This is a genomic window from Bacillus sp. PK3-067 (assembly GCF_056738645.1).
On record NZ_CP096490.1, the window covers coordinates 3681678 to 3707598 of the forward strand.

The 25921-nt window shown below is 37.6% G+C and carries 25 protein-coding genes and 1 pseudogene; 7 read left to right on the top strand and 19 right to left on the bottom strand.

Annotated features, from left to right (window positions below):
- Nucleotides 1-16 precede the first annotated feature (16 nt).
- The gene (locus M1D73_RS18865) at nt 17-673 is read right to left on the bottom strand and encodes a YneB family resolvase-like protein (RefSeq protein WP_000991469.1); all 657 of its coding nucleotides are present in this window, start codon (nt 671-673) and stop codon (nt 17-19) included.
- Between the two features lie 141 nt (nt 674-814).
- Between M1D73_RS18865 and lexA the strand changes: the two genes are divergently transcribed.
- On the top strand, nt 815-1435 hold the full coding sequence (lexA, locus tag M1D73_RS18870; protein WP_000413738.1) for a transcriptional repressor LexA: 621 nt from the start codon (nt 815-817) through the stop codon (nt 1433-1435).
- 90 nt (nt 1436-1525) lie between these two features.
- On the opposite strand, the gene M1D73_RS18875 is transcribed toward lexA, so the two are convergent.
- From M1D73_RS18875 to M1D73_RS18885, 3 genes are read right to left on the bottom strand one after another with little or no spacing between them, the layout of a single operon-like run.
- On the bottom strand, nt 1526-2329 hold the full coding sequence (locus tag M1D73_RS18875) for a DUF4097 family beta strand repeat-containing protein (RefSeq protein WP_000976237.1): 804 nt from the start codon (nt 2327-2329) through the stop codon (nt 1526-1528).
- On the bottom strand, nt 2330-2872 hold the full coding sequence (locus M1D73_RS18880; protein ID WP_000031382.1) for a DUF1700 domain-containing protein: 543 nt from the start codon (nt 2870-2872) through the stop codon (nt 2330-2332).
- A complete protein-coding gene (locus M1D73_RS18885) occupies nt 2865-3188 on the bottom strand; it encodes a PadR family transcriptional regulator (RefSeq protein ID WP_001102629.1) in 324 nt (107 codons plus the stop codon). Before M1D73_RS18885 ends, M1D73_RS18880 begins: the two co-directional genes overlap by 8 nt.
- Nucleotides 3189-3350: 162 nt before the next feature.
- On the opposite strand from M1D73_RS18885, the pseudogene M1D73_RS18890 reads away from it, so the two are divergent.
- Nucleotides 3351-3470, top strand: a pseudogene (locus M1D73_RS18890) (LexA family protein); the annotation flags it as partial.
- A gap of 336 nt (nt 3471-3806) precedes the next feature.
- Here the strand turns inward: M1D73_RS18890 and glnA are convergent.
- The 4 genes from glnA to hflX form a co-directional block, all read right to left on the bottom strand.
- Entirely contained in the window at nt 3807-5141 is a 1335-nt protein-coding gene (glnA, locus tag M1D73_RS18895; RefSeq protein ID WP_000092763.1) for a type I glutamate--ammonia ligase, read from the bottom strand.
- 48 nt (nt 5142-5189) lie between these two features.
- The gene (glnR, locus tag M1D73_RS18900; protein WP_000656783.1) at nt 5190-5579 is read right to left on the bottom strand and encodes a transcriptional repressor GlnR; all 390 of its coding nucleotides are present in this window, start codon (nt 5577-5579) and stop codon (nt 5190-5192) included.
- A 185-nt stretch (nt 5580-5764) separates the two neighbouring features.
- Nucleotides 5765-7036 (bottom strand): methionine gamma-lyase family protein, encoded by a 1272-nt coding sequence (locus M1D73_RS18905; RefSeq protein WP_000460304.1) that lies wholly within the window; start codon nt 7034-7036, stop codon nt 5765-5767.
- Complete coding sequence (gene hflX, locus M1D73_RS18910; RefSeq protein WP_000391408.1) at nt 7029-8303, bottom strand: GTPase HflX; 1275 nt, start codon at nt 8301-8303, stop codon at nt 7029-7031. The genes M1D73_RS18905 and hflX overlap by 8 nt, the downstream gene beginning before the upstream one ends.
- A gap of 92 nt (nt 8304-8395) precedes the next feature.
- Here hflX and M1D73_RS18915 point away from each other — a divergent pair, with 92 nt between their 5' ends.
- Both M1D73_RS18915 and M1D73_RS18920 read left to right on the top strand, forming a co-directional pair.
- A complete protein-coding gene (locus M1D73_RS18915; RefSeq protein ID WP_000312267.1) occupies nt 8396-9019 on the top strand; it encodes a trimeric intracellular cation channel family protein in 624 nt (207 codons plus the stop codon).
- A 99-nt stretch (nt 9020-9118) separates the two neighbouring features.
- Complete coding sequence (locus M1D73_RS18920) at nt 9119-9256, top strand: hypothetical protein (RefSeq protein ID WP_000181500.1); 138 nt, start codon at nt 9119-9121, stop codon at nt 9254-9256.
- A 31-nt stretch (nt 9257-9287) separates the two neighbouring features.
- On the opposite strand, the gene spoVK is transcribed toward M1D73_RS18920, so the two are convergent.
- Nucleotides 9288-10244: a stage V sporulation protein K gene (spoVK, locus tag M1D73_RS18925; RefSeq protein ID WP_000438178.1), complete on the bottom strand. Its 957-nt coding sequence runs from the start codon at nt 10242-10244 to the stop codon at nt 9288-9290.
- A gap of 113 nt (nt 10245-10357) precedes the next feature.
- Between spoVK and M1D73_RS18930 the strand changes: the two genes are divergently transcribed.
- Nucleotides 10358-11323 carry a tyrosine-type recombinase/integrase gene (locus tag M1D73_RS18930; RefSeq protein WP_000450326.1) on the top strand — a complete coding sequence of 322 codons (966 nt, stop codon included), beginning with the start codon at nt 10358-10360 and terminating at the stop codon, nt 11321-11323.
- 113 nt (nt 11324-11436) lie between these two features.
- Nucleotides 11437-14961, top strand: a complete 3525-nt coding sequence (locus M1D73_RS18935) for a Gly-Xaa-Xaa repeat protein (protein WP_481157939.1) — start codon at nt 11437-11439, stop codon at nt 14959-14961.
- 80 nt (nt 14962-15041) lie between these two features.
- Here M1D73_RS18935 and hfq read toward each other — a convergent pair whose 3' ends face one another.
- Together hfq and miaA are read right to left on the bottom strand one after the other, a co-directional pair.
- The gene (gene hfq, locus M1D73_RS18940) at nt 15042-15266 is read right to left on the bottom strand and encodes an RNA chaperone Hfq (RefSeq protein WP_000813896.1); all 225 of its coding nucleotides are present in this window, start codon (nt 15264-15266) and stop codon (nt 15042-15044) included.
- A 21-nt stretch (nt 15267-15287) separates the two neighbouring features.
- Nucleotides 15288-16241: a tRNA (adenosine(37)-N6)-dimethylallyltransferase MiaA gene (gene miaA, locus M1D73_RS18945; RefSeq protein WP_000504929.1), complete on the bottom strand. Its 954-nt coding sequence runs from the start codon at nt 16239-16241 to the stop codon at nt 15288-15290.
- A gap of 180 nt (nt 16242-16421) precedes the next feature.
- On the opposite strand from miaA, the gene M1D73_RS18950 reads away from it, so the two are divergent.
- Nucleotides 16422-16667 carry a hypothetical protein gene (locus tag M1D73_RS18950; protein WP_000814429.1) on the top strand — a complete coding sequence of 82 codons (246 nt, stop codon included), beginning with the start codon at nt 16422-16424 and terminating at the stop codon, nt 16665-16667.
- Nucleotides 16668-16729: 62 nt separating this feature from the next.
- Here M1D73_RS18950 and entD read toward each other — a convergent pair whose 3' ends face one another.
- The 8 genes from entD to gabP all read right to left on the bottom strand — a co-directional run bounded on the left by entD (nt 16730) and on the right by gabP (nt 25729).
- The gene (gene entD, locus M1D73_RS18955) at nt 16730-17680 is read right to left on the bottom strand and encodes a cell wall-binding protein EntD (protein ID WP_000734640.1); all 951 of its coding nucleotides are present in this window, start codon (nt 17678-17680) and stop codon (nt 16730-16732) included.
- Nucleotides 17681-18029: 349 nt separating this feature from the next.
- Nucleotides 18030-19886 (bottom strand): PTS fructose transporter subunit IIABC, encoded by a 1857-nt coding sequence (locus M1D73_RS18960; protein ID WP_000704605.1) that lies wholly within the window; start codon nt 19884-19886, stop codon nt 18030-18032.
- Between the two features lie 13 nt (nt 19887-19899).
- Nucleotides 19900-20811 (bottom strand): 1-phosphofructokinase, encoded by a 912-nt coding sequence (gene pfkB, locus M1D73_RS18965; RefSeq protein WP_000640859.1) that lies wholly within the window; start codon nt 20809-20811, stop codon nt 19900-19902.
- A complete protein-coding gene (locus M1D73_RS18970; protein ID WP_000957279.1) occupies nt 20808-21560 on the bottom strand; it encodes a DeoR/GlpR family DNA-binding transcription regulator in 753 nt (250 codons plus the stop codon). Before M1D73_RS18970 ends, pfkB begins: the two co-directional genes overlap by 4 nt.
- 159 nt (nt 21561-21719) lie before the next feature.
- Nucleotides 21720-22883, bottom strand: coding sequence for an iron-containing alcohol dehydrogenase (locus M1D73_RS18975; protein WP_001179093.1), 1164 nt, complete (start codon nt 22881-22883; stop codon nt 21720-21722).
- Between the two features lie 117 nt (nt 22884-23000).
- The gene (locus M1D73_RS18980; protein ID WP_000228315.1) at nt 23001-23543 is read right to left on the bottom strand and encodes a DUF420 domain-containing protein; all 543 of its coding nucleotides are present in this window, start codon (nt 23541-23543) and stop codon (nt 23001-23003) included.
- Between the two features lie 318 nt (nt 23544-23861).
- Nucleotides 23862-24200 carry a hypothetical protein gene (locus tag M1D73_RS18985; RefSeq protein WP_121868051.1) on the bottom strand — a complete coding sequence of 113 codons (339 nt, stop codon included), beginning with the start codon at nt 24198-24200 and terminating at the stop codon, nt 23862-23864.
- A gap of 134 nt (nt 24201-24334) precedes the next feature.
- Complete coding sequence (gene gabP, locus M1D73_RS18990; protein ID WP_000360113.1) at nt 24335-25729, bottom strand: GABA permease; 1395 nt, start codon at nt 25727-25729, stop codon at nt 24335-24337.
- Nucleotides 25730-25921: the final 192 nt, after the last annotated feature.

Below are 25921 nucleotides of genomic sequence, written 5' to 3' on the forward strand. Positions count from 1 at the left end.
TATTATCATACAATAGTTACTCTTCTTTATCAAGCAATTGCTTCGTATACTCTACATATCTACGATGTACAGTCGCCTTTGAAACATTATGACCAAATCCACGTAATGTTGCTGCAATTTCTTCAAACGTGAGTTCACTTTTTCGCAAACGTACAATTTCCTCAATTGGCACTTCTTTTTTCTCTCTTCCTACACTTAAATGACGATTTTTTAAATTTTTTTCTGGACGATAACCTTTTTCTACTGCACGTTGCATACCTCGTTTAATTTTCAAATTATGAATCTTTCTTTGATATTCTTCAACAATACCAATAATATCTAATACCATTGAATCAGAATCCGACAATTGTAATTCACCATTATGTGTATGCGTATATACTTTTATGCCTTCTTTATGTAAACAATGCATTAACGCGATCTTCGCATTTCCTCTACCAAGACGCGTTTCATCTTGTATAAGTAACACATCAATTTGTTCGTCTCGAATTGTATCCAACACCTCTAATATACCGTCACGTTCAATTGTATATCCACTAGCCTGCTCTTCAATCACCTTAGTAACATTCATTTGATAGCGCTCAGCTAAATGCAATAATTCATCTTTTTGACGTAATAATGATGTTTCTTGCGCTTCTTTCGTTGTACTCACACGTGCATAAATAATTGCATTCATTTTGAACCCCTCTTTCTCCCTATTATTTCCCTATAGTGTAACATAAATCCGCCATTTGTTCGAACTTATGTTTGTAGAATGTTTTTTCACATGTTATACTTATTAATAAGAAAAATGAAAGAAAACGAGGTGTTAGAAAACATGGAAAAGTTAACGAAACGCCAGCAAGACATTCTCGACTTTATTAAGCTAAAAGTACAAGAAAAAGGATATCCACCTTCCGTACGTGAAATTGGTCAAGCAGTCGGCCTCGCTTCTAGTTCTACAGTGCACGGACATTTATCACGATTAGAAGAAAAAGGATACATTCGACGCGATCCAACAAAACCACGTGCCATTGAAATTTTAGGTGAAGACCGAATGGATACGGAAACACAATCTGTTATTCAAGTTCCAATTGTCGGAAAAGTCACTGCTGGTTTACCAATTACAGCGGTCGAAAGCGTAGAAGAACATTTCCCACTTCCAGCTAGTATTGTTGCTGGAGCAGACCAAGTGTTCATGTTACGTATTTCTGGAGATAGTATGATTGAAGCTGGTATTTTCGATGGAGATTTAGTTGTTGTTCGCCAACAGCAGTCTGCATATAATGGTGAAATTGTAGTCGCTTTAACAGAGGATAACGAAGCAACAGTTAAACGTTTCTATAAAGAAAAAGACCATTTCCGTCTACAACCAGAAAACTCTTCATTAGAACCTATCATTTTAAAACAAGTGTCAGTTATCGGGAAAGTAATTGGCGTATATCGTGATTTACATTAAAAATAACAAAAAGAAGATAATTACCTTATTTATATACGGTAATTATCTTCTTTTTGTATTTTGATAGATTTCCATGCATTCTATTTCTTATTAACGAGTTTCAATCGTCACATCTCCCGCAGCCGTTTTACCGCTAATCTTTTTACTACCATTTCCAATTGTTACATTTTTATTTTCTTCATTAAAAATTGTTACATCTCCAGCAGCACTTTGCCCAGTAATTACCGCATCTTGTGGTTTTTCCGATAAAGTAATATCTATATCTCCCGCAGTTGAACTTGCTTCTAGATTATACTTAGAATCATGATCTTGAATATTTATTTCCCCACTTGTTGTTTTTGCGGTCACTTTCCCTAATACCTTCTTAAAGTTCACCTCACCAGCTTTTGTCGATCCCTCCACATTCTTAGCCGTTACTTGTTTCAACTCTACTTCTCCAGCAAGTGTCCTAACACTTACGCTATCACTTTTCACATCACTCATTTCGATTTGTCCAGCAGATGAATTTACTTTTACATCTTGGTAAGAGCGTTCGGGCACAAGGAGAGTCAATTTAGACGTTTGAAACCTAAAATCGTAAAAAGAAAAATCAAATGAAGCACCTTTTTCTCTTTCCCCAATAATTTTTAATGTGTCACCATCTTCTGCGATACGAATCTCTTGTTTACGTACATCTCCCGATTGCTTTACATAAAAAGAAGAGTCAGGAGATTTTTGGACAATAATATCCCCGGCATCTAACTTAACTTCTATATTTTTTAATGTTTCGTTTTTAATTACATTTTCTTTATCGCCTTTTTCAGCAGTTTGTACTGCTTTTTCATATGTTTGGGAAATTCCTATTACTCCAATAATGATACAAGCGATAGCGATTAAAAATAGTTTTTTCATCATTTACTCTCCTTTTATCATTTTGAAGTTCCATATTACATATCGTACACACAATCTCTTAAACCACTTTGTACTATAAAAAGCGATAATACATAAAAATAAACCTACCCCAACAAACGTTATACTAACGAAAAGATCCAACCATATAAAAGTACCCATAAATACTTTTCCAATAACGAAAAATGGTGTTACTACACTAGCAATACCACCGATCCAAAAAGAAAATATAAAAGCAATAATTGCGACTAACGGGCCTAACACAATAATAAAATTAAACAAACTAAGTCCAATCGCTGCCATAACAGCTCTTGTCACATTTGAAGTCGATGGATTTTTTTTCATTTCATCGAAGCGATACATCGCAAGTAATTCTTTCGCGATTACTTTCGGAGAACCAAGGCCCTGTATTATTTCCGATTCAGTTTTCCCCTCTTCTAGTCCAAACTGAAAGTGCTCTTCATAATCCAATAAAATATCTTGCCTCTCTTCCTCTGGTAACTTTCTAAGATAACTTGATAATTCTTTAAGAAACCCTTCTTTACTCATCCCATTCCACCCCTTCAACAATTTCTTGTACCCCTTTCGCAAAATCACGCCATTCTGTTACTAACAAATGAAATTGCGTCTCCCCTTGCTCTGTTAATTGATAATATTTACGAGGTGGCCCTTCCGTAGATTCCTTTAAATACGTTTGAAAATACCCTTCTTTCGTCAAACGACGTAATAAAGGGTATACTGATCCTTCCGATATTAAAAATTTATTAGAAATTTGCTGAACAAGTTCATAACCGTAACTATCTTTACGTTTTACAAGTGCTAATACACAAAGTTCAAGCACACCTTTTTTAAATTGAACGTTCAAGTGCCATCCTCCTTTCCTATCTTAGTACTGTTCAATACACGGTACCTGTTTTATCCATAATATACCACTTAGTATTGTTTATTGCAAGGTACTAAACTATATTTATTCCCTAAATTTAGAAAATGAACTAACGAAATCCTGAATAAGACTGCGTTATAACTAAGCATCATTACGTTAATATCATTGAGTGATAATCTGATTCACAAGCCACAAACTTATAGCCTTGCAGATGAGGACATAAAAATCATCGCTCGCGTTGTACAGGCAGTAAAGAATTATTAAGTTATAGCACAAGTGATTTAAAAAAGATAAAATCAATTCTTTTGAAAAGATTTTCTTAGTAACATGATTCAAAATAACCAAAAACAATCCATTATCTAGTAGTTAATATATCCAATAACTTCACTAAAAAAGCCCTGATACCGTAGTATCAAGGCTTTTTTAGTTCATAAATTATATAAAACTTACGTTTATCTGATAATGTTTTTCTATGATATCACTACTTGTTATTAATTATTGGCTTTTATGTGGTTGTTTTTCATTTTGCAACCACATAAAATTGTAATAATAGGGAATTAAAAAACCCTTGATACTAGTTGTATCAAGGGTTCAAGCCTCTTAGTATAGAGACATATATTGATCGCGTTCCCATTGGTGAACTTGTGTTCTAAAGATATCCCACTCAATCTCTTTCGCTTCGATGAAGTGCTCAAGTAAGTGTTCTCCTAGTGCACCGCATACTACTTCATTAGATTGTAATGTAACTAATGCTTGCGCTAATGTTGCTGGTAAGTCAACGATACCTGCTTCTTCGCGCTCTTCTTTTGTCATTACATAGATGTTACGATCTACTGCTGCTGGTGGAGTTAATTTGTTTTTAATTCCATCAAGACCTGCAGCTAATAATGTAGCCATTACTAAATATGGGTTTGCAGCTGGGTCAACACTACGCACTTCTACGCGTGTACTAATACCACGAGATGCAGGGATACGTACTAACGGACTACGGTTTTGTGCAGACCATGCTACGTAACAAGGCGCTTCATATCCAGGTACTAGACGTTTATATGAGTTTACAGTTGGGTTTGCTATCGCTGTAAATGCTGGTGCATGTTTTAAAATACCTGCGATGAAGTGACGAGCATCATCACTTAATTGTAAGTCACCGTTTGCATCAAAGAATACGTTCTCACCATTTTTAAATAATGATAAGTTACAGTGCATACCTGAACCGTTCACACCATATAGTGGTTTTGGCATAAACGTTGCGTGTAAACCATGTTTACGAGCAATTGTTTTTACAACAAGTTTGAATGTTTGAATGTCATCACATGAGCGAATTGCATTTGCATATTTAAAGTCAATTTCGTGCTGTCCTGGAGCAACCTCATGGTGAGATGCTTCAATTTCAAATCCCATTTCTTCAAGTTCAAGAACGATATCACGACGACAGTTTTCCCCTAGATCCATCGGCGCAAGGTCGAAGTATCCACCGTTATCGTTTAGTTCTAATGTTGGATTTCCTTTTTCATCAACCTTAAATAGGAAGAATTCTGGCTCTGGTCCAAGATTGAAGTCTGAAAATCCTAAAGCTTCCATTTCTTTTAACACACGTTTTAAGTTGTTACGTGGGTCTCCATCAAATGGAGTGCCATCTGCATTGTAAATATCACAGATTAGTCGAGCTACTTTACCTTTTTCAGCTGTCCAAGGGAAAATTACCCAAGTGTCTAAATCAGGATATAAATACATATCAGACTCTTCAATACGTACGAAACCTTCAATCGAAGATCCATCAAACATCATTTTGTTATCAAGAGCTTTCGTTAATTGTCTCACTGGAATCTCTACGTTTTTAATTACCCCTAAAAGGTCCGTAAATTGTAAACGGATATACTTTACATTCTCTTCTTTCGCCAAACGGAAAATATCTTCTTTTGTGTATCTAGACATTATAAATTCCTCCTTAGTCCCTCTAATCGCCTTCAGAATCAGTTATCTTTAGTGAAAAAATCTTGAAATGTCACCTTGTCGCAATGAAGTTCGATTGAATCTACCTGTATGTTGTAGTTCATCTCGAAGTATTTTGCGAAGCTCAGTTTTTGAAATTTCTTTCGTTTCTTCTTTTACTTTCACTGCTTCTGTTTGATTTTCTTTCATTAGTAACACTTGTTTAATACCAGCCATATTCAGGCCTTGATCTAACAAATCTTTAATTTCTAACAACTTATCTACATCGTTAAATGAAAATAATCTACGATTCCCCTTTGTACGGGTTGGAGAAACAAGATTATGCTCTTCATAGTAGCGAATTTGACGTGCAGACAATTGTGTTAAATCCATAACAATACCAATAGGAAACAGCGGGGCAGAACGTCTATCTTCTTTCATTTTTCAGTTCCTCCTTCGCCTTAACTGCTTCTCATTTTATACCATGTTATGTTTAGTGTCAATAGATGTTAGCTTTTCTCACATGATTTTTTATAATTTTTTTTACGAATTTTTTCATTCTTTTTTCTAATCGCATAAATCATTACTTTTATACGAAAAAAGCTGCCAAAATCGACAGCTTCCCATTAAGAAATTATTAATAAATTCTTTTCAATCAATTCGTCAATCGCAGAACAAATCGCAATTTTAACATGCGAATACGTTAAGCCACCTTGCACATACGCAACATACGGTGGTCTAATTGGACCATCAGCAGACAATTCAATACTTGCACCTTGAATAAACGTTCCCGCCGCCATGATTACATCATCTTCATAACCTGGCATATAGTTTGCATACGGAGTAAAATGCGAATTAATTGGAGATGCATATTGAATCGCTTGGCAGAAGGCAATCATACGGTCTTTATCATCAAATTGAACCGATTGAATTAAGTCTGTTCTTGGCGCATTCCACGCTGGTGACGTGTTCATTCCTAACTTTTCTAAAAACGCAGCTGTAAAAATTGCACCTTTCAGCGCTTGTCCTGCAACATGTGGCGCTAAGAAGAACCCTTGATACATTTCTTGCAGACTGTATAAAGACGCTCCAGCTTCCGCACCAATTCCCGGAGATGTTAAACGATATGCACACGCTTCAACATACTGTTCTTTCCCGACAATATAACCGCCAGTTTTAACAATTCCGCCGCCCGGGTTTTTAATAAGTGAACCCGCCATTAAATCTGCACCAACATGACATGGCTCTTGCTCTTCAATAAACTCGCCATAACAGTTATCTACAAACACAACAACATCAGGTTTAATTTCTTTAACAAACGCGATCATCTCTTTAATTTGAGAAATAGTAAACGATGGACGAGTAGCATAACCTTTCGAACGCTGAATACCGATCATTTTCGTATTATTATGAATCGCCGCTGCAACAGCCTCAAAATCAACAAGCCCAGCACTAGTTAGCGGAACTGCATTGTAACCGATATTATATTCTTTAAATGAACCTACACCTTTCCCACGCACACCAACAATTTCCTCTAACGTATCATACGGTTTCCCAGTGATATATAATAACTCATCTCCCGGGCGTAAAATACCAAATAACGCTGTAGAGATAGCGTGAGTACCTGAAATAATTTGCGGACGAACAAGTCCAGCTTCCGCCCCAAATACATCAGCATACACTTTTTCTAACGTATCACGGCCAATATCATCATAACCATAACCTGTTGTCGGGATAAAATGCGAGTCACTAATTTTATGTTTCCGAAAACTTTCTAATACACGAAACTGATTGCTTTCAATCACTTCATCCGCACGTTTATGTACTTCTGTAATCTGACTCTCTACTTCTTTTACAATTGGAGCAATTTTTTCTCCATTTTTCAAACGATCAAACATTTTTATTTTCTCCTTCTTCCACTAAAAATCTCTTTAATTGCACATTAAGCGATGAATGAGTAAAAATATACCCTGCACAATCATATACAAATTTATCTTCTAGAAACTCCATCTTTGCTAATAGAGTTTCCGTCTTTAAAAGCGTTAACAACTTACCTTCACTCGGAGGGATTTCCACTCGATAACAATCCATTTCTTTCTTCATCTTCGTTTCTATCGCTTCTTTTATACGCAATAAATCACTTTCTTCAAAAGCACTAGTCATTAAGAAATCACTTTTCGGAAACGGAATAAAGTTTTGATGTAATTCATCTTTTTTATTATATAACGTAATAATAGGAATATGGTTAATTTCAAGTTCTGATAATAATCGTTTTACTGTTTTTTCATGCCCTATGTAGTTAGAATCCGCGGAATCAACTACATGTAAAATGACATCTGCTTCCCCCGCTTCTTCCAGTGTCGAACGAAAAGCAGCGATTAATGAAGTGGGTAAATCTTGTATAAAACCAACAGTATCAGTTAGTAATACTGTATAACCAGAAGGTAACGGCATCTTCCTCGTCGTTGGGTCTAATGTTGCAAACAGAAGGTTTTCTTCAAACGTATCAGCTTCCGTTAATCTATTAAACAGTGTCGATTTCCCTGCATTTGTATACCCTATTAACGAAACTTGAAATACTTTATTATCTTTTCTTCTCTCACGATATCTTTTTCGATGTTCCACAACAACTGCAAGTTGTTTCTTTATTTCATCAATACGGGATCGAATATGACGACGATCCGTCTCTAATTTCGTCTCACCCGGTCCTCTCGTTCCAATACCACCACCAAGACGCGATAAGGACAATCCCTGCCCCATAAGACGCGGCATTGTATATTGCAACTGAGCTAATTCTACTTGAAGCTTACCTTCCCTCGACTTCGCACGTTGCGCAAAAATATCCAGTATTAGTTGCGTTCGATCAATTACTCTCGCATTTAATACTGAGGATAAATTCCGAATTTGACTCGGCGTTAATTCATTATTAAATACAATAACATCCGGCTCTAATTCTTCAGTTAACATTGTAAGCTCTTCTAATTTCCCTTTACCTATGTAAGTTGCCGGATGAAACTTTGGTCGTTTTTGCGTTGTTGACACTAACAATTCTGCTCGTGCAGTCTTCGCTAGTGATGCAAGCTCTTTCATGGAATGCATAAATTTTTCATCATCATCTTGTGGCAATTGACAGCCTACTAATATGACTTTTTCTTTTTCTTCCATCAAATATGTTCACTCATCCTTTTCGAAATTTAAACCTTCTAATATAATAGCAGAGGAAGCACATTTCATCTAGTTAGCGGGGGAGAAAATTCATGGCATGGGAGATTTTTAGCATCATAGGCACAATCGCTTTCGCACTAAGCGGAGCCATTGTTGCAATGGAAGAGGATTATGATATTTTCGGGGTGTATATTTTAGGAATGGCAACCGCATTTGGGGGAGGTGCCCTTCGTAATTTATTAATCGGTTATCCGATTGTCGCATTTTGGCAACAAGACATGTTATTCCAAATCGCACTTTTATCAATGACTATTATTTTTCTTTTTCCAAATAAGTTAATTAGACATTGGAAAAAGTGGGAAAATATCACTGACGCTATCGGCTTATCAGCATTTGCTGTACAAGGAGCATTATATGCCCAAAAATTAAATTTACCAATTAGCGCCACAATTGTAGCAGCTGTTTTAACTGGTATCGGCGGCGGTATCATTCGCGATCTTTTAGCCCGCAGAAAACCTCTCGTTCTTCGAGCTGAAGTATATGCCTTTTGGACAATTTTAGCAGGTTTCTTAATTGGCGCTCAAATTATTGTTAGCGATTGGGCTCTTTACATTTTATTCATTTTAATTGTTTGCTTCCGCATGGTTTCTATTCATTACAAATGGCATTTACCACACAGACGTATCGAAACGAAAGAACGTTCAATGCATAAATAGCAATCTAACCTCTTTGCATATCGTAAAGAGGTTTTTCTTTTCTAACGATTTTTTCTTTATATAATGTTTATACTAATTTTTAAAGTGAGGTGAATACAAATGACAAACCACGTTAATAAAGGAGCTCAAAAAAGCTCAGTAAATCAATTCGGGCACGATCCTAATTCAGCACACGAAAAGAGCGCTAAAATGGAACACTTCCATAAAGCACACCAAGAAAAAGCAAAAAAAGAGTAAACGAACTTATACACAAAAATCGACGCACAGTTTATGTACTGTGCGTCTCCTCTTCGAGCATCAAATCCATGCTCGATATTCCAATTAAATCATTTTTATCATAGGCATCTTCTTGCAACAACCGCATCGCCTGTGTACGAATTGATTTTTCAACAATATTCCGTACATACCGCCCATTACTAAACGATGTAATTTGCGACGAATACTTTACAGCATGTAAATGATCCCTAAATTTCCATTCAGCCTCTTTCGATAACTGATATTCACGCTCTTCATACATTCTTTTCCCAATTTCCAACAACTGATTTACCGAGTAATCCGCAAATTCAATAATAAATGGAAAACGAGATTGCAGCCCTGGATTTAATGAAAGAAAGTGATTCATCTCTCTTGAATATCCAGCTAAAATCAATACAAAACCATGTTGTTTATCTTCCATATGTTTTACAAGCGTATCAATTGCTTCTTTTCCAAAGTCCTTCTCTCCTCCTCGAGCTAAAGAATACGCCTCATCAATAAACAAAATACCTCCCATTGCTTTTTTTATTAAGTCTCTTGTTTTTTGGGCTGTATGGCCGATGTACTCTCCTACAAGATCAGCACGTTCAGCTTCAACCAAGTGGCCTTTCGATAGAATATTCATCTCAAACAGCAATTTTCCTATCATTCTAGCAACTGTTGTCTTCCCTGTACCTGGATTCCCTTTAAACAGCATATGAAGTACTTGCTTCTCTGACTTCAATCCCTTCTCTTGTCTTTTTTTATTCACATAAATCCAAGCATATATTTCTTTTATTATCTTTTTTATATCATCCATCCCAACAAGCTTCCCCATCTCTTCTTCAATTCTCTGCAGCATTTCATGTTTAATTGTAGTTTCATTTGAAATTACCGTTTTATTTTCTGCGGCTGGCAAAGAAATTTTCTTTCGATGGTTTAACACAATATTAATTTGATTATTGTTTTTCTTTCGCATCGATTGTTCCATACAATCACCTCATTTTATCCACTCACCAAATATTATTATTCCTGTCCCCCTTGTAAATGCCTATTTTCAGAAAAGTTTGCTATAATATAAGAAATAATTAAGGTGGTGGGACTATGGAGACAACGGAATTCCATGATACAATACAAGCCTTTTCTATTTTTTTATTGAATAAAGGCCGAAAACCCTCAACTATTAAACGTTATGTTTATGACGTTGAAGACTTCGGACATTGGTTAGAAAAAAACAAAAAGCTCCCTTCCAGTAATATATGGGCTACACTTTGTACAAAAGACTACGAAGATTACTTTTCCGATTTAAAAACGAATCGACATTACTCAGAAAAAACGATGCATCGTGTATTTATTGTACTAAATAGAATGCATCATTTTCTAAACATTCCTAATCCATTGAAAAATATGGAGATATCTATTCAACCAGACCGTACACTTCGTAACGAAGATTTCATTTCACCTGATGAAGAAAAAAGGTTAAAGTATATAGTCACTTCATTAGAAGGACTTTCAGAAAAACAACTTCCTGTGCGCCCCTTATTAATGGATCGCAATATTGCTATTTTAAATCTATTGATTGACTACGGTTTATCCTTACAAGAACTTACAGCATTAACAATGCATCACGTTCACTTTGAAACTAACACATTATCAATCCCAGCAACCGCAGGTGTAGAAAGAACAATTACATTAGCAAAAGAAGACAAAAAACAACTATATAATTATTACAAAAGCATCCCGGAACCAGTTCGTCCTAAATACCATAGTGATGATCCATTATTTGTCGCATTCGATTTTAACCGTGGAACATACAGGTGGGTATATGAAAATGATGCACCAAAGGCATTAACGGAAATTGCTATACAAAAAATGATTCGCCTCGAAGTGGCTAGAGCCAATTTACGTAAAGGAATTTCAGGACAACATTTTCGTAACACCTATATTTTAAACTTAATAAAAAAAGAAACTCCTGAATCAGAAATTATAAAACTCGCTGGATTCAAATCAAAAATTTCATTAAAGCGATATTATCAATACGCAGAAAATAGAAAAAACGCCTTATTGTAAGGCGTTTTTTCTATTTTTTCTTTAAACAAACGATTTTATTATGACCATTTAACTAATTTCTGCATCTACTATGATGAGTTTCGTTCACATTTTCGTGAGAAAGGAGAGATTTAATGTCTCGTTATAACGACAATCAAAACAAATTCTCCAAACCATGCTTTCCAAGTAGCGCCGGACGAATTCCAAATACTCCATCAATCCCAATTACTAAAGCTCAACTTAGAACATTTCGTGCGATTATTATTGATTTAACAAAAATAATCCCAAAACTTTTCGCAAATCCATCTCCCCAAAATATTGAAGATCTAATCGATACATTGAACCTACTGAGTAAATTTATTTGTTCACTAGACGCTACTTCCTCCCTGAAAGCACAAGGGTTAGCTATTATTAAAAACTTAATAACTATATTAAGAAATCCAACCTTTGTAGCAAGCGCTGTATTTATTGAGCTTCAAAATCTCATTAACTATTTACTATACATTACAAAATTATTCCGAATTGACCCTTGCACACTTCAAGAGCTCCTTAAATTAATAGCAGCATTACAAACTGCTCTAGTTAATTCTGCTTCGTTCATTCAAGGACCTACCGGACCTACTGGACCAGCAGGCGCTACTGGTGCCACTGGGCCTCGAGGTAACACGGGCGCTACTGGTGCCACTGGGCCTCGAGGTAACACGGGCGCTACTGGACCTACCGGTGCCACTGGGCCCCGAGGTAACACAGGCGCTACTGGACCTACCGGTGCCACTGGACCTCGAGGTAACACAGGCGCTACTGGACCTCAAGGTAACACGGGCGCTACTGGGCCTCGAGGTAACACGGGTGCTACTGGCGCTACTGGACCTCAAGGTAACACAGGTGCTACTGGTGCCACTGGACCTCGAGGTAACACGGGCGCTACTGGTGCTACTGGACCTCAAGGTGTTCAAGGTAACACAGGTGCTACCGGCGCTACTGGTGCTACTGGACCTCAAGGTAACACGGGTGCTACCGGTGCTACCGGCGCTACTGGACCTCAAGGTAACACGGGTGCTACCGGTGCTACCGGCGCTACTGGTATAGGAGTTACCGGACCTACTGGACCTTCTGGCGGGCCTCCTGGACCTACTGGACCTCAAGGTAACACAGGTGCTACCGGTGCTACTGGACCTCAAGGTGTTCAAGGTAACACAGGTGCTACCGGCGCTACTGGTGCTACTGGACCTCAAGGTGTTCAAGGTAACACAGGTGCTACCGGCGCTACTGGACCTCAAGGTGTTCAAGGTAACACAGGTGCTACCGGCGCTACTGGTGCTACTGGACCTCAAGGTGTTCAAGGTAACACAGGTGCTACCGGCGCTACTGGACCTCAAGGTGTTCAAGGTAACACAGGTGCTACCGGCGCTACTGGACCTCAAGGTGTTCAAGGTAACACAGGTGCTACCGGCGCTACTGGACCTCAAGGTGTTCAAGGTAACACAGGTGCTACCGGCGCTACTGGTGCTACTGGACCTCAAGGTGTTCAAGGTAACACAGGTGCTACCGGCGCTACTGGACCTCAAGGTGTTCAAGGTAACACAGGTGCTACCGGCGCTACTGGACCTCAAGGTGTTCAAGGTAACACAGGTGCTACCGGCGCTACTGGACCTCAAGGTGTTCAAGGTAACACAGGTGCTACCGGCGCTACTGGACCTCAAGGCGTTCAAGGTAACACAGGTGCTACCGGTGCTACTGGACCTCAAGGTGTTCAAGGTAACACAGGTGCTACCGGCGCTACTGGACCTCAAGGTGTTCAAGGTAACACAGGTGCTACCGGCGCTACTGGTGCTACTGGACCTCAAGGTGTTCAAGGTAACACAGGTGCTACCGGCGCTACTGGACCTCAAGGTGTTCAAGGTAACACAGGTGCTACCGGCGCTACTGGACCTCAAGGTGTTCAAGGTAACACAGGTGCTACCGGCGCTACTGGACCTCAAGGTGTTCAAGGTAACACAGGTGCTACCGGCGCTACTGGACCTCAAGGTGTTCAAGGTAACACAGGTGCTACCGGCGCTACTGGACCTCAAGGTAACACGGGTGCTACCGGTGCTACCGGCGCTACTGGTATAGGAGTTACCGGACCTACTGGACCTTCTGGCGGGCCTCCTGGACCTACTGGACCTCAAGGTAACACAGGTGCTACCGGTGCTACTGGACCTCAAGGTGTTCAAGGTAACACAGGTGCTACCGGCGCTACTGGTGCTACTGGACCTCAAGGTGTTCAAGGTAACACAGGTGCTACCGGCGCTACTGGTGCTACTGGACCTCAAGGTGTTCAAGGTAACACAGGTGCTACCGGCGCTACTGGACCTCAAGGTGTTCAAGGTAACACAGGTGCTACCGGCGCTACTGGTGCTACTGGACCTCAAGGTGTTCAAGGTAACACAGGTGCTACCGGCGCTACTGGACCTCAAGGTGTTCAAGGTAACACAGGTGCTACCGGCGCTACTGGTGCTACTGGACCTCAAGGTGTTCAAGGTAACACAGGTGCTACCGGCGCTACTGGACCTCAAGGTGTTCAAGGTAACACAGGTGCTACCGGCGCTACTGGACCTCAAGGTGTTCAAGGTAACACAGGTGCTACCGGCGCTACTGGACCTCAAGGTAACACGGGTGCTACCGGTGCTACCGGCGCTACTGGTATAGGAGTTACCGGACCTACTGGACCTTCTGGCGGGCCTCCTGGACCTACTGGACCTCAAGGTAACACAGGTGCTACCGGTGCTACTGGACCTCAAGGTGTTCAAGGTAACACAGGTGCTACCGGCGCTACTGGTGCTACTGGACCTCAAGGTGTTCAAGGTAACACAGGTGCTACCGGCGCTACTGGACCTCAAGGTAACACGGGTGCTACCGGCGCTACTGGACCTCAGGGTGTTCAAGGTAACACGGGTGCTACTGGCGTTACCGGTGCCACTGGACCTCAAGGTAACACAGGTGCTACTGGTGCTACTGGACCTCAAGGTGTTCAAGGTAACACAGGTGCTACTGGTGCTACTGGACCTCAGGGTGTTCAAGGTAACACAGGTGCTACCGGCGCTACTGGACCTCAGGGTGTTCAAGGTAACACGGGTGCTACTGGCGTTACCGGTGCCACTGGACCTCAAGGTGTTCAAGGTAACACAGGCTCTACCGGGCCTCAAGGCATTCAAGGACCAACGGGTGCTACCGGCGCTACTGGCATAGGAGTTACTGGACCTACTGGGCCAACTGGACCTAGCTTCCCTATAGCAACAATTGTTGTAACAAACAATATTCAGCAAACAGTACTGCAATTTAATAACTTTATTTTTAGTACTGCAATTAACGTAAACAATATTATCTTCAACGGCACAGATACAGTTACTGTTATTAACGGTGGTATTTATGTAATTAGCGTATCCATTTCTACAACTGCGCCAGGATGCGCTCCACTCGGAGTAGGAATTTCAATTAATGGAGCAGTCGCAACTGATAATTTCTCTTCAAATTTAATAGGCGACTCACTTTCATTTACTACAATAGAAACATTAGCAGCTGGTGCAAGAATCTCTGTCCAATCTACTCTTAATGAGATTACGATCCCTGCGACAGGAAATACTAACATCCGCCTTACTGTATTTAGAATCGCTTAAATTTCACTATATATTGTTTATGACAAATAAAAAAAGAGCGAGGAAACTCGCTCTTTTTTGTTATGTACAATAATTCATTACTATTCTAATTCAATTGAAACATTTTTTTGTGGTACAAATGTAGAAATTGCATGTTTATAAATAAGCTGTTGCTTACCTTCTGTTTCCAGCAGGACTGTAAAATTATCAAATCCTTTAATTAGTCCACGAAGCTGGAAACCATTTAATAAGTACAGCGTAACAAACGTATTTTCTTTACGGAGTTGATTTAAAAACTGATCTTGAATATTGATTGATTGCTTCATGTCGAATCCTCCTCTTTTTCTCTACTTACTATTATTCGACTTTACTTGTAACTTTCCTTCTATGTATCGTAAAATTTCTGACGTTTTTTCACCGTCTGTAACATCAAACCACGTGACATCCATTTTATTACGGAACCACGTTAATTGACGTTTTGCATAACGACGCGAATTCGTCTTTAATTGTGACACCGCATCTTCTAAAGAGGCTCGATTCTCAAAATAATCATAGATTTCTTTATATCCAATCGCTTGAATAGATTGACAATCTCGTATCCCTCTATTATACAGCCCTTCTACTTCCTCTAATAGGCCTTGTTCCATCATCAAATCCACTCGTAAGTTAATGCGATCGTATAGCATTTCTCGATCCATTGTCAAGCCAATTAATGAAACATCATAGAGTAACTCTTTTTCTTGTTTCTCAATTTGTTCACTCATTTTTTCACCCGTCGTGTGGAAAATTTCTAACGCCCGAATGACACGTCGTACATTATTTGCATGAATACGCTCCGCACTTTCTGGATCTACTTCTTGCAATTTTTTATGTACATATTCCACACCGCGTTCTAAAGCTAACTTTTCCATTTGCTCTCGGTATATCACATCACCAGCATCATCTGTAAACTGATAATCGAATAAAACAGATTGTATATAAAGACCGGTCCCACCAACTATAATTGGTAATTTACCACGTTCTGTAATTTCTCGAATATGCTTGCGAACACGTTCTTGAAATTCCGCGACAGAAAATGAATCTTCCGGATTTTTTATATCGATCATATAATGTGGAATTCCGTCCATCTCTGCTTTTGTTACCTTTGCGGTTCCAATATCCATCGTTCGATAGATCTGCATGGAATCACCACTAATAATTTCACCGTTCAACGCTTTGGCAAGATCGATACTTAACTTCGTCTTTCCAACAGCAGTTGGTCCAATGATGACAGCAACTTTTTCACGTTGCACTTCTCCCATATCATTCAACTCTCTTTATGTAATATACTCCATCTATTGATTATACCCAATCTTACCAATTTTAACGGCATGATTGCAAGTTCTTTCATTTCGGTACATGAAATTATACAGAAAAAAGAACATAGTTTGTCCAATTCTGCATATACATGATAAAAATAGTTTCGAGAGGATGAGTTAACTATGAAACAATCCACCATCAATTTTTCATCTTTGACAAAAGACCTCATTTTAGCCACTTCTACAAAAGAACAAAATTGTTCACAAGAGGAATTATACTTCGCCCTAAATTGTTTACTACGGGCTTTTCATTCTACTCTCCATGAAACAACATTACATCCAGAAAATAAAAATACAGAATATATACAAACGCAATTTTGCAGTGCATATAAAATTATTACAGGTAAAACTATTTATCCATTTCAATAATCCATAAAAAGCGGCTGCTTACATAGTTTCAAGCAACCGCTTTTTATATTAATATCGATAACCTATTGTATAACTTTCACTTTTACAGATTTGCGCCCCCAGCTATTAGCACTACCATCTGAACCGACTAATACATCAATACGATTTCCTTTAATCGCACCACCGGTGTCTCCAGCAATCGCTTCTCCATATCCTTCTACCCATACTTTTGATCCAAGCGGAATTACTTTCGGATCAACAGCAATTACTTTCATATTTGGATTTGCTGTTAAATCATGCCCCATTGCAGTTAATACACGACCACCATACGAACCATTCTCACTCGGATCTGCTGTATATGCCGTCGCTTCTACTGTAATTTCACGACCACCAGTAGGCGCACTTGTTTCAGTAGATTTTGCAACTGGTTTTGCAGCCGGTTTTTCTTTTACCACAGGTTTACTTGATTCTACATTCTTAATAGAATCATTACTCTTAACAGACTCTTTATTCTTAACTACTGTATTATTTTTAACTGGCGTATTTGTTCTAGCTGGCGCTTCTTCTTGAGCTACAACCTCTTTCTTTTCGATTACAGGTGCTGTTCCTGTTAAAAATGGCACGTGAACATATCCAACTTTTCCATTGTAGTCGAATTGTAACCATTCATTTTGAACTTGATTCGTCGTTTCAATCACATCATTTTTATTAAGTTTACCCAAAATTTCAGAATCAGTATTCGCTCCAGCACGAACATTTAATACGCCCGCCGTTACATAATATGTGCTCTTTGTAAAATCGGCACTTACAAACGCTTCCTTACCGTTCAACTTAATTTTTGTCCATCCATTTTCTGTATTTATAACATCTAGTGTATTCCCACTGAACACTTTACCTACAAGCTTTGACTCTACATTTGGGTTTTCTCTAACATTTAATACGTCTGTTGTTACAATTGTTTCCGCTTTAGCAGAACCCACAAAAATCCCAAGACCAAAAACTGCTGCTGTTGCTATACCTAATAATTTTTTCATGAATAGCCTCCATTTGCTTTGTTTTCGTATTTTCATTATAGCAACAGATTTTTAGAATTTTTAGAAATCACACAATTACAAAGCATTCGTAATATACGATTAACGAGTTGTAACATAAATTTCCATATTAATAAAATGCATTTCTAATACAATCTTCAGTGGTTTTCATATATTTTTCATATACGAGCACAAGAACTTTTTCCCAGAAAAAATTACAGTGTTACTTTTTTGTTACAAAAAATTCACAATTCGTTACATATTTTACCAAAAAACATCAATATTCAATTGTTAACCTATTTTTTTGTAATAAAAAGAGAGCAGCTACTAAAAACTGCTCTCTTTTTATTTGTTATTGAACTTTCTTTTTCCAAACACCTAGCATAACAGCCGAGACAATTGTTCCAATTAATATAGAGAAAATATATAGTAACGGTTTATTTACTAACGCTATTACAAATAATCCACCATGCGGTGCCGGTAATGTAATTTGGAATAACATAGATAACGCACCTGCAATACTTGAACCAACAACACAACTTACGATTACTCGAACCGGATCTGCAGCTGCAAACGGAATCGCACCTTCTGTAATGAACGACGCTCCCATAATATAATTTGTTAAACCAGATTTACGTTCCGCTTCTGTAAACTTTGATTTAAAGAATGTAGTTGCGAATGCAATCGCAAGTGGTGGTACCATCCCACCAGCCATAACTGCTGAGTGCACTCCAAAATTCTGCGCTTCTATTGCAGCAATACCAAACGTAAATGCCGCTTTATTAATTGGCCCCCCCATATCAATTGCCATCATACCACCTAAAATAAGACCTAGTAATATAGCATTCGTACCGTTTAAACCATTTAACCACCCTGTCAACATTTCATTTAATGCTACTACAGGCGGAATTACTACTTTTTGCATTACAACTCCTGTAATCAATAATCCAAAGACTGGATATAACAATACAGGTTTAATTCCTTCTAATTGTACTGGTAGTCCTGAAAATAATCTTTTCAACCCTAAAACAACATATCCAGCTAAGAAACCAGCAATTAATCCACCTAAAAATCCAGCATTCGCATTCGCCGCTAAAAATCCACCTACAACACCAGGCATAAAACCAGGACGATCAGCAATAGAACTTGCAATAAATCCAGCTAAAATTGGTACAAGGAATAAAAACGCACCTGTTTTTCCTCCACCAATTGACATGAACAATTCAGCTAAAGGACCTTCCGCCTTTATACCACCAAACGAAAACGCTAGCGCTATTAAAATCCCGCCACCAACAACGAATGGAAGCATATTACTTACACCGCTCATTAAATGCTTATAAATTCCTAATCCTTTTTCTCCCTCAATACTTTCTGATTTCCCGTCCTCTTTTACACCTTTAAAGATTGGTGCATCTTGTTTGACAGCTCGCTTAAGCAGATTTTCCGTTTTTCGAATCCCATCAGCAACTGGCACTTGAATGACATGTTTACCAGCAAAACGATTCATTTCTACTTGTTTATCCGCCGCAACAATAATAGCTGTTGCACGTTCAATATCCTCTTTCGTTAAACCGTTTTTAATACCTGTTGATCCGTTTGTTTCAACTTTAATCGCTATTCCTAACTCTGTCGCTTTTGCTTTTAAGCTATCCGCTGCCATATATGTGTGAGCGATTCCAGTTGGACAAGCTGTAACAGCAAGTACGTACGGTTCATTTCCTTCTGGTTTTGCGACTTCAATCTCTTCTTCTTTTTCATTCTCTTTTTCATCAAATAGTTGAAGAAGCTCACTTTCATCCTTTGCTTCTAATAGTTGCTTGCGAAATCCTTCATCCATTAATAATGTCGATAAACGAGACAACGTTTCTAAATGAGTATTATTCGCTCCTTCACTTGCAGCAATCATAAAGAATAAGTGTGCTGGCTGTCCGTCAAGCGACTCATAATTGATACCGCTTACACTTCTACCAAAACAAATCGATGGTTGTTTAACAGCCTTTGTCTTCGCATGAGGTATTGCAATACCTTCCCCTATTCCAGTCGTACTTTGGGCCTCCCGCTTTAAAATAGCTTCTTTAAATTCCGTTTTACTATTTAAACGATTTGCCCCGTTTAATTTCTCAACTAATTCATCTATGACAGCTTCTTTATTTGAAGCTGTCAAATCCATAATGACTGTATCCCTTTTTAATAGTTCTGTAATTTTCATATGTTGCTTCCCCCTATCGCTTAGCTACAATTACTTGCGACAATAATTCTTCTACTTTTTCCTTCTTACATAAATCAGCTGAAAATGCTGTTGCACTCCCTGTTGCAACGCCGTATTGAAATGCCTTTTCAATATCTTTTGTCTGTTCATATTTGCCTACAAACCCTGCAACAAGAGAATCCCCGGCCCCAACTGAATTAATTACAACACCTTTTGGAACAGTCGCTTCATATATACCTTCTGCCGTAAATAATAAAGCTCCCTCTCCAGCCATCGATACGATAACGTGTTTTACACCTTGTTCAATTAATTTTCTTCCATAAGGTAAAACGTCCTCTACTGTTGAAAGCTCCACTCCAAACAACTCACCAAGTTCATGGTGGTTTGGCTTAATTAAAAATGGCTTATTTTTAATTACATGTTGCAGTGCACTTCCACTTGCATCTACTACTACACGAATACCTTTTTCAGCTCCAAACGCAGCAATTGATTCGTAAAAGGTACTTGGAATAGAAACTGGTACACTCCCAGCAAGTACAACACAATCTCCAGGTTGCATACTCTCAATTTTTTTCATTAACTGTTCGAACTGCTCTTTTGTTACAATAGGACCTTGGCCATTTAATTCTGTTTCTTCTTCCCCTTTTATTTTCACATTAATGCGAGTATCTTCATCTACTTGGACGAAGTTTGTTGTTACACCTTCCGTCTGTAATACCTCTTTAATAAATTGACCAGTAAATCCACCAGTAAATCCAAGTGCTATATTTTTAACACCTAAACGCTGAAGAACACGAGAAACATTAATTCCTTTTCCTCCAGGAAACTTCATATCTTTTTCCGCTCGATTTATTGTTCCTAAATCAAAGGAAGAAACTTGCACTACATAATCAATAGATGGGTTTAAAGTAACTGTATAGATCATTGTTTATCAGCCTCAATTACATTGGTTTGTTGTTTATATTTTTCTAAATCAATTTCTAAATGGTTTGTAATAATATTTGCATCTTCAACATTTGCAATTTTCGCAAACGCAACTTCTGAAAACTTACTTTCATCAATTAAGAAATATCCTTCGTTTGCTAATGTTAATGCCATTTGTTTTAAGAGCGCTTCTTCTGGATCTGGCGTTGTAAAGCCAAGCTGTTCATGTACACCATTTGCACCTAAAAAACATTTATCAAAACGATACTTCTGCATACTTTCCTGTGCCATAGCACCGATTAAAGCTTTCGTCCTACTCTTCATCATTCCGCCTAGTAAATACGCACGAATATTATTTTCTACTAAAGCTTCAATATGCATAAGTCCATTCGTAACGACAGTAACATCTTTATTTATTAAAAATGGAATCATTTCAAATGTTGTACTTCCTGCATCTAAATAAATACAATCACCTTGTTCAATAACGCTAGCCGCATACTTAGCAATTTGTTGTTTTATTTGAATGTTTTTGGATGATTTTTCGACCATCGTTGGTTCTTGCCCTTTTCCTGTTAAAACAGCGGCACCACCATGAACTCTTTTTAATAACCTTTGCTTTTCCAATTGTGCTAAATCACGGCGAATTGTCGACTCAGAGCTTTCTGTTCTTTCAACTAATTGCTGTAATTTTACAACTTTCTGTTCTTTTACAAGTTGCAATATCATTTGATGACGTTCAGGAGTTAACATTTTATTCACCTCTTCTTTGATTACAGTATAATGAAAACGGTCACAAAAATCAACCATAAACAATCAAAAATAACCAAAAACATCCACAAACATTTATAAACAGCAAAAAAAGAAACCTATTCGATCAAACAATCAAATAGATTTCTTTTCTAAATTCACTTATAAAGAAGCTTTATATATACTTAAAACATCATCTTTATTTAATTTTTTAAAGTTACCAAATTCACCATACGCCATCGCTTTATCCGCCATTAAATCAATTTCATTTTCTCCAATAGCGTAATCAGATAATGTTACTGGCGCCTCAATTGAAGTCCAAAATTGACGTAACGCCTGAATTCCTTCTAACGCAATTTCTCGATCAGTCTTTCCATCTGTTTCTACATTGAATACTCGAATAGCAAACTGTTTAAAACGACTTACATTTCCCTCTACAACATGCTTCATCCAGTTCGGGAATAAAATCGCAAGGCCACCCCCGTGTGGTATATCATGAACAGCAGAAACTGCATGCTCAATATTATGAGTCGCCCAATCTCCTTTTACTCCCATTGCTAAAATGCCGTTTAACGCCATAGTACCACAATATAAAATAGTTTCTCTATGCTCATAATTTTCTAAATCACTTAAAAGCTTAGGAGCTGTCTCAATTACTGTTTTTAAAACAGCTTCACAATAACGATCTTGTAGTTCTGTATTCGTTCCATGATGGAAATATTGTTCTAATACGTGCGACATAATATCTACCATACCGTAAATTGTTTGATCTTTCGGTACAGAAGTAGTATGAACTGGATCTAAAATCGAAAACTGCGGGAAAGTAACCGGGCTACCCCATCCATACTTTTCATTCGTTTCCCAGTTTGTAATTACCGAGCCTGCATTCATTTCAGATCCTGTTGCTGCAAGAGTAAGTACAGTACCAAATGGTAATGCCTCATTAGCAAATGTTTTTTTCGTTACAATATCCCATACATCTCCATCGTACTTACTACCAGCTGCAATTGCCTTCGTACAGTCGATTACACTTCCTCCACCAACTGCTAAAATAAATTCAACACCATTCTCTTTACAAATTTGAATCCCTTTCTTTACAGTTGATACACGTGGATTCGGTTCAACACCTGTTAATTCAAATACTTCTGCATTAATATCCTTTAAAATAGAAATTACATTATCATAAATACCGTTTCTTTTAATGCTGCCTCCCCCGTATACGAGAAGAACTTTTTTACCGAACTGTGGAATTTCAGTTTTTAACTGTTCTAATTGACCTTTACCGAAAATAAGTTTCGTTGGATTACGAAATACAAAATTTTGCATATTTCTTTACCATCCCTTCTATATGAAAAGCAACTATACTTTTGTATACCATATTTTTTTCATTTCACAAAAATATTTGCCTAATAAAAAAATCCCAGCCTACAGGCTGAGATTTTTTTATTGGTAATAAGGTGAGATCATTAAGTAAACAATAACACCAGATAAACTTACATATAACCAAATCGGCATCGTCCAACGTACAATTTTACGGTGACGTGTTAATTGATTTGTAAAACCAAATACAAGCGCAAACAATGCAAGTGGTACGATAATTGCTGCTAGGATAATATGTGTAATTAAAATGATGAAATACACATATTTAATGAATCCTTCTCCGCCAAAATGTGTTGCCGGTGCTAAGTAATGATACGATAAATACGACACACAAAATAGTAAAGTTGTCGTAAATGCTGCAAGGATAAAACCACGATGCATTTTCACATTCTTTTTAATAATAGAGAATAACGCTGCTAATAAAAATACGAACGTAAAGCTATTAAAAATCGCGTTTAACATTGGTAAAATCGTTACATCAAAATGTACTTCTCCTTCATAGCCAACAGGTCCAAAGAACAAAAATAAAATAATCGCATTTACAATTACAGAAAGCGTTATCACAATAGGAGCATAGCTTTTCTGATTTGTTGATTGATCCACCAAAATGGTCACTCCCTCTTCCTTCAAGTATGTATACATAACCTCACTATTTTAACATATTATTCACAGTGTAAATGTGACAATAGTTTGACACAGCAAGACCAGACAAAGAAAAAAATCCTTCTTAATAAAACTTCTTAAGAAGGATTTTATCGCTTTATTATTCAAATAGCAATGCGATTAGTTTTTGTTAAAAAATGTATCGCTATATGCTTGAAAAATTTCAGACACTTGATATCCCATTAATGAAATTGCTGTTAATGAAAAGAAACCAATCATAAGAAATCGAAACCACATATAAATCTCCTCCTTGTATTTAGCTTAAAAAACGTTAGCTACCTTACAAGTTGAGTGGCACTCTTCATCATCACTTTCCTTTTTCCTTACAATTGCTGTAATAAATCGAATCATAAAGAAAACTACAAAAGGAAATTGTTCGTAATTCACATTGGCATAGTTTAGCAACGGCTCGCGCTGCACATCGAACGGAGATGAGAAGGAATAGAACATACCTTGCTCTTCCATATATACAATTACAATTTTCATGCAAAATACGATTCCTAGAAACGAAACAATATCTTGCCATTCTGTCGTATATAACAGGTTATACAGCTCTAATACGTACTCTTCCATCATCATCCCCCCTTCCTTTTTTACCATTTTGCTCGCCTTCGTATAAAAAGTCAAGAAAAAAGTTTATATCCACTATGACAATAGTAATTACTTGTTTCTATGATTATATATGATTCTTTTATAGCAATGACTGGGTGTAACTCTCTTCGAAAATAAGAAAATTAGAATCGAACAGATTCCTCATTCTTACTTTTAGGATTCAAAACTGTGCTATTTTTATTTCTATTAAAAATAAAATAAGAAAGTATGATAAGAACTGTAACAAACATTGTTAAAAGTGCTTGTGAACGTAAAGTATCAATTGCGAACATCGCAACTAAAACTGCTATAATAGCAGCAATTGTAACATACGTTACATACGGAAAAAGCCACATTTTCACTTTCAAATTTTGTTGTTCTACTTTCCCCATTTTTTTACGCATCTTTAAATGCGAAACTGCAATAACGAGATAAACTAGTAACGCAATCCCGCCAGATGCATTCACTAAAAACAAAAAGACTTTATCTGGAGAAATGTAACTAAACACAACTCCAATATAAGCGAAGAAAGTTCCAAATAAAACCGCTCGAACGGGAACACCACTACTGTTCAATTTTAAAAATGACTTTGGAGCATCTCCTCTTTCTGCCATTGAAAAAAGCATTCTTGAATTTGTATATAAGCCTGAATTTAAGCAAGAAAGTACAGCTGTTAAAACGATAAAATTCATAATTTGTGCTGCCGCTGGTATTCCTATATGTTCAAGTACAGCTACAAATGGACTTTTTAATATGTTTGCTGAATTCCATGGCAGTAGCGTAACAACTACCGCTATAGACCCAATAAAAAATACAAGAATACGCCAAATCACACTGTTTGTTGCTGTTTTTACTGCTTTTACAGGTTCTGCAGATTCACCAGCCGCTACTGCTACAATCTCTGATCCCATAAATGAAAATATAACAACAGTAATTCCAAGCAGGACCGAACTTATACCGTTTGGCATAAATCCACCTTGTCCAATTAAATTCGAAGTGCCGGGTGCTTCTGTTCCTGGAACAAATCCTAAAATAACAGCAAGACCTAGACAAAGGAACAAAACAATACTTATTACTTTAATAAAAGAAAACCAATATTCAAACTCTCCAAATGATTTCACCGAAAAAACGTTCGTCAGCGTTAATAAAATTGTTAATATTAAACTTAATAACCAAAGCGGTATTTGTGGAATCCAATATTGGATAATACCAGCACCTGCTGTGGCTTCTATTGCAATAACAATTACCCAAAAAAACCAGTATAACCAGCCTATTGTATAACCCGCCCAAGGACCAATCGCTTCTCTTGCATACGTTGCAAATGAACCACTTGTCGGATTAACAGCTGCCATTTCTCCTAGCATTCTCATGACGAAAATGACTAGAAGTCCTGCTAATGCATATGAAACGATAGAACCTGGTCCTGCCGAATGTACAACTGCACCACTTCCAACAAACAAACCAGCCCCTATTACGCCGCCAATTGAAATCATTGTAATGTGGCGTATTTTGAGGTCTTTCTTTAGATTTTTATCCAAATCTTGTACATCCCCTTCCAAACTAAATTTTGAAACTTATGTAAGAGTACTGTGCGAAAGATTTTGTTCTATACGTTAAAATATATCAAAATATTCTGAATTTAACAATTACAATTCAACCTTCTTCAAAAATTATTACATTAGGTTTAATACTTTCCCATACACAATTGTTGAGAAAATTATAGTCCCTTT

Excerpts from the sequence above, each read along its gene's own strand:
- M1D73_RS18930 (WP_000450326.1), top strand. The coding sequence starts at position 10,358 with ATGGAGACAACGGAATTCCATGATACAATACAAGCCTTTTCTATTTTT.
- pfkB (WP_000640859.1), bottom strand. The coding sequence starts at position 20,811 with ATGATCTATACAGTTACTTTAAACCCATCTATTGATTATGTAGTGCAA.
- M1D73_RS18975 (WP_001179093.1), bottom strand. The coding sequence starts at position 22,883 with ATGCAAAATTTTGTATTTCGTAATCCAACGAAACTTATTTTCGGTAAA.
- M1D73_RS18865 (WP_000991469.1), bottom strand. The coding sequence starts at position 673 with ATGAATGCAATTATTTATGCACGTGTGAGTACAACGAAAGAAGCGCAA.
- glnA (WP_000092763.1), bottom strand. The coding sequence starts at position 5,141 with ATGTCTAGATACACAAAAGAAGATATTTTCCGTTTGGCGAAAGAAGAG.
- spoVK (WP_000438178.1), bottom strand. The coding sequence starts at position 10,244 with ATGGAACAATCGATGCGAAAGAAAAACAATAATCAAATTAATATTGTG.
- hfq (WP_000813896.1), bottom strand. The coding sequence starts at position 15,266 with ATGAAGCAATCAATCAATATTCAAGATCAGTTTTTAAATCAACTCCGT.
- M1D73_RS18960 (WP_000704605.1), bottom strand. The coding sequence starts at position 19,886 with ATGAAAATTACAGAACTATTAAAAAGGGATACAGTCATTATGGATTTG.
- entD (WP_000734640.1), bottom strand. The coding sequence starts at position 17,680 with ATGAAAAAATTATTAGGTATAGCAACAGCAGCAGTTTTTGGTCTTGGG.
- M1D73_RS18920 (WP_000181500.1), top strand. The coding sequence starts at position 9,119 with ATGACAAACCACGTTAATAAAGGAGCTCAAAAAAGCTCAGTAAATCAA.
- hflX (WP_000391408.1), bottom strand. The coding sequence starts at position 8,303 with ATGGAAGAAAAAGAAAAAGTCATATTAGTAGGCTGTCAATTGCCACAA.
- M1D73_RS18905 (WP_000460304.1), bottom strand. The coding sequence starts at position 7,036 with ATGTTTGATCGTTTGAAAAATGGAGAAAAAATTGCTCCAATTGTAAAA.
- glnR (WP_000656783.1), bottom strand. The coding sequence starts at position 5,579 with ATGAAAGAAGATAGACGTTCTGCCCCGCTGTTTCCTATTGGTATTGTT.
- M1D73_RS18970 (WP_000957279.1), bottom strand. The coding sequence starts at position 21,560 with ATGTTAACTCCTGAACGTCATCAAATGATATTGCAACTTGTAAAAGAA.
- M1D73_RS18950 (WP_000814429.1), top strand. The coding sequence starts at position 16,422 with ATGAAACAATCCACCATCAATTTTTCATCTTTGACAAAAGACCTCATT.
- M1D73_RS18985 (WP_121868051.1), bottom strand. The coding sequence starts at position 24,200 with ATGGTAAAAAAGGAAGGGGGGATGATGATGGAAGAGTACGTATTAGAG.
- miaA (WP_000504929.1), bottom strand. The coding sequence starts at position 16,241 with ATGGGAGAAGTGCAACGTGAAAAAGTTGCTGTCATCATTGGACCAACT.
- M1D73_RS18915 (WP_000312267.1), top strand. The coding sequence starts at position 8,396 with ATGGCATGGGAGATTTTTAGCATCATAGGCACAATCGCTTTCGCACTA.
- lexA (WP_000413738.1), top strand. The coding sequence starts at position 815 with ATGGAAAAGTTAACGAAACGCCAGCAAGACATTCTCGACTTTATTAAG.
- M1D73_RS18935 (WP_481157939.1), top strand. The coding sequence starts at position 11,437 with ATGTCTCGTTATAACGACAATCAAAACAAATTCTCCAAACCATGCTTT.
- M1D73_RS18875 (WP_000976237.1), bottom strand. The coding sequence starts at position 2,329 with ATGATGAAAAAACTATTTTTAATCGCTATCGCTTGTATCATTATTGGA.
- M1D73_RS18880 (WP_000031382.1), bottom strand. The coding sequence starts at position 2,872 with ATGAGTAAAGAAGGGTTTCTTAAAGAATTATCAAGTTATCTTAGAAAG.